The sequence below is a fragment of the Micromonospora sp. NPDC049662 genome, from assembly GCF_040675055.1.
Taxonomy (GTDB): domain Bacteria; phylum Actinomycetota; class Actinomycetes; order Mycobacteriales; family Micromonosporaceae; genus Micromonospora.
On the sequence record NZ_JBFAOC010000116.1, the window covers coordinates 1 to 3,214 of the forward strand.

Annotated in this window: 3 protein-coding genes; all 3 read left to right on the forward strand. The window is 76.6% G+C overall.

The window, feature by feature from the left end; all coding sequences use genetic code 11:
- Positions 1-132: 132 nt before the first annotated feature.
- The 3 genes from AB0J36_RS34335 to AB0J36_RS34345 all read left to right on the forward strand — a co-directional run bounded on the left by AB0J36_RS34335 (position 133) and on the right by AB0J36_RS34345 (position 3,032).
- Positions 133-582 carry an SAV_6107 family HEPN domain-containing protein gene (locus tag AB0J36_RS34335; RefSeq protein ID WP_234589090.1) on the forward strand — a complete coding sequence of 150 codons (450 nt, stop codon included), beginning with the start codon at positions 133-135 and terminating at the stop codon, positions 580-582.
- A 96-nt stretch (positions 583-678) separates the two neighbouring features.
- Positions 679-1,404: a hypothetical protein gene (locus tag AB0J36_RS34340; RefSeq protein WP_355049446.1), complete on the forward strand. Its 726-nt coding sequence runs from the start codon at positions 679-681 to the stop codon at positions 1,402-1,404.
- Positions 1,401-3,032, forward strand: coding sequence for a DNA polymerase Y family protein (locus AB0J36_RS34345; RefSeq protein ID WP_363661594.1), 1,632 nt, complete (start codon positions 1,401-1,403; stop codon positions 3,030-3,032). The genes AB0J36_RS34340 and AB0J36_RS34345 overlap by 4 nt, the downstream gene beginning before the upstream one ends.
- The last annotated feature ends 182 nt before the right edge of the window (positions 3,033-3,214 follow it).

The window sequence follows — 3,214 nt, forward strand, 5'->3', positions numbered from 1 at the left end:
GTGGTGTGGGGAAGCATCCACACCCGGCCGGCCGCCCCCGGTGCGTCTTCCTCCGCACCCACCCGACCTCGGCGTCTCGTCGGCGGCACCACCGCCCCGACCGACACCCCGGCCACGTGGAGGAGACAGTCCATGCCGACCAACCCGGCTCAGGCACCGACGGTGCCGGCGCACGTGCTGCCGCACCGCACCCCTGCCCAGCTCCTCACCCTGGCCCGCCGTGGGCTGGTCGAGGCCGGCCAGACCCGACCCGACGGCCTGCGCTACGCGGCCGCCCACCTGGCGGCGCTGCGCGCGGCGGCTGCCCTGCTCGCCGCCCGGGCCCGTCCCGCCCCGAGCCGGCGCAACCGGATCACCAGCGTCTGGGTCCTGCTCTGCGCCGTCGCCCCCGAGCTCGACGAGTGGGCCCGGTTCTTCGCGGCCGGGGCCAGCAAGCGAGCCGCCGCCGAAGCCGGCATCCCCCGGGTGGTCAGCGCCCGGGAGGCCGATGACCTGCTCCGCGCCGCCGAACAGTTCGTCACGGTGGTGGAGACCGCGCTCGGCGTGGCACACCAACCAGCCCTGGACGGCCTCGCGGCGTGAGACCGCCGTGACGCCGGCCGCCTGGAAGGGAAGCCGGGCGGCCGGCGTCACGGTGCGGCCTGATCTGTTCCACAGCAACGACGGGGGGTTGGTCCAATGGCGGGCCGCATGGTGGTGGGTTCCGCCGCGCTGGCCGATCTGGTACGCCCGGCGAGCGCGCCCGATCCGGTGGGCGGCCACCGCGTGCTACCGGTGACGCCTGAGCTGACCGGCCTGTTGCCCAACCGGGGTCTACGTCGGGGCAGCACAATCGCTGTCGCCGCCGGTCAGCCCCGCCGCAGTGGGGGTACCTCGCTGGTGCTCGCACTGCTGGCCGAGGCGTCCCGGGCCGGCTCGTGGTGTGCGGTGGTCGGGGTGCCGACGTTCGGCGCGGGTGCGGCGGCCGAGCTGGGCATCTCCCTGGACCGGCTCGCCCTGGTGCCGAATCCGGGTCCCGAGTGGGCCACCGTGGTCGCCGCGTTGATCGACGGGGTGGACGTCGTGGTCACCGCCGTACCGGCCGCGGTCTCCGCCTCGGTCGCCACCCGGCTGGCCGCCCGGGCCCGGCAGCGCGGCAGCGTGCTCGTCCCGTACGGCCGGTGGGACGGCGCGGACGTGACGCTGCAGGTGGTCCGCGGGGTCTGGGAAGGGCTCGGTCAGGGTCGGGGGCGGCTGCGCCGCCGGGAGGTCACCGTGTCGGCGCGCGGGCGGGGGGCAGCCGCCCGCCCCAAGGAGATCAAGGTCTGGCTCCCCGACGCCGAGCTCACCCGCGTCATTCCCCGGACGGTGCGATCGACCGTGGGCCGACCGTCCGGGCCGCTCGCCCTGGTCGGGTCGGGGTGACCGGCTCGCCGACCCGGACCCTGCTGCTGTGGTGCCCGGACTGGCCGGTGCTCGCCGCCGAGATCGTCGACGGGATACCAGCCACCGGCCCGGTCGCCGTCCTGCACGCCAACCGGGTGGTCGCCTGCTCCGAGCGGGCCCGCGCCGAAGGCGTACGCCGAGGGCTGCGCAAGCGGGAGGCGCAGGGTCGTTGCCCGCAGCTCACCGTCGTGGACTACGACCCTGGCCGGGACGCCCGGGCGTTCGAGCCGGTGGTCGCCGCGTTGGAGGAACTGGTGGCCGGTGTCGAGGTGGTCCGGCCGGGCGCCTGTGCGGTTGCCGCCCGGGGCCCGAGTCGCTACCTCGGCGGTGAGGAGGCGGCCGCCGAACGGCTCATCGAGCACGTCGCCCAGTCGTGTCTGGTGGAGAGCCAGGTGGGCATCGCCGACGGGGTGTTCGCGGCGGGGCTGGCCGCCCGCACCGGCCGGGTGGTGGCGCCGGGTGGGACGCCGGCGTTCCTGGCCGGGATGCCGGTCGAGGCGCTCGGTCGGTCCGCGCTGGCTGACCTGCTGCGCCGGCTGGGGGTGCGGACCCTCGGTGACTTCGCCGCGCTACCGGCCGGCGACGTGCTGGCCCGCTTCGGGTTCGACGGCGCGCTGGCCCACCGGCTGGCCGCCGGCCGGGACCACCGCCCGCTCGCCGTCCGGCAGCCGCCGGCCGACCTGACGGTGACCGCCGGGTACGACGATCCGATCGACCGGGTCGACGCGGCGGCGTTCGCCGCCCGTGCCCTGGCCGAGCAGTTGCACGACCGGCTCGCCGGGCACGGGCTGGCCTGCACCCGACTCGGCATCGAGGCGGTTACCGAGCACGGGCAGGAGCTGCACCGGGTGTGGCGGCACGACGGTCTGCTCACCGCCGCCGCCATCGCCGACCGGGTGCGTTGGCAGCTCGACGGCTGGCTCTCCGGCAGCAGCGGTCGCGCCGGCGCCCGCCCGGCCCGCCCGACGTCCGGCATCATCCGACTGCGGCTGATCCCGGACGGGGTGGTGGCCCAGGCCGGCCTGCAGACCGGCCTCTGGGGGGAGACCGGCGAGGAGCGGGAGCGGGCGCACCGGGCATTGAGCCGCGTACAGGGCATCCTCGGCCCGGAGGCGGTGGTCACGGCGGTGCTCGGTGGCGGGCGTTCTCCGGCCGACCAGGTGCGCCTCGTGCCGTGGGGCGACGAGCGGCTCCCGACCCGACCCGGCCCCCCGGCCGTTGCCGCCGCGGGCGGTGCTGGTGCGGGCGGTGCCGGTGCGGCCGGTCGGGGTGGGGGCATCCCGCCGTGGCCGGGCCGGCTGCCGCCGCCCGCGCCCGCCGTGGTGCTGCCCAGTCCGCTCGCCGCGACCGTGCACGACGCCGTCGGCGAGCCGGTGGTGATCAGCGCGCGGTTGGCGGTGAGCGCCCCACCGGCCCGACTGGTGGTCGGCGCCGGTCAGCCGGCGGAGATCGTGGGGTGGGCCGGGCCGTGGCCGGTGGACGAGCGCTGGTGGGCGCCGGCCGAGGCCCGCCGCCGGGCCCGGTTCCAGGTCAGCCTCGCCGACGGTGCTGCCCTGCTGCTAGCCGTCGAGGCCGGGCAGTGGCTGGTGGAGGCGATCTATGACTGAGTCAGGTCGATCCCTGACCGGTGTTGGTCGGTCCGGCGTCGGCTGGCTCTGCGCTGGCCGGGGAACAGATGTCCTGATGAGCGTGATGACTCACAGGCATCAAGATGCCGGGGGGTGATCCACCACAACACACCTCGACCCGCCCCCCGGGGTGGGACCGCCATCGGGGTGGGCGTCGACGC